Below are 239 nucleotides of genomic sequence, written 5' to 3' on the forward strand. Positions count from 1 at the left end.
GGGGTACCGGTAAGGGTGGTGCCGTCGGCATCGATGGCCAGGTCGCTCGGGCTGGCTGGCGCGGTGGTCTGTGGCAGATCGTATTCAAAGCCAACCGAAGCGTTACCGCTCGGGTCGGTCTGCACCAGGCTCAAGTGTTCGCCAGGTTGTACGGCAGGGTCGAGGTCGATCAGGAAGGTGCCGTTGGCCAATACGGTGCCGGTGCCAATCACATTGCCGTTGGCGTCGCGCACTTCAAC

General features: G+C 63.2%; 1 protein-coding gene. It reads right to left on the bottom strand.

Annotation, left to right across the window (positions count from 1 at the left end):
• The coding region (locus tag SB765_RS33350) for an Ig-like domain-containing protein (protein WP_410933000.1) at positions 1–239 on the bottom strand (239 nt) is incomplete at both ends.

Origin of the sequence: Pseudomonas sp. SIMBA_067, from assembly GCF_046534675.1 — a bacterium.
GTDB lineage: Bacteria > Pseudomonadota > Gammaproteobacteria > Pseudomonadales > Pseudomonadaceae > Aquipseudomonas > Aquipseudomonas putida.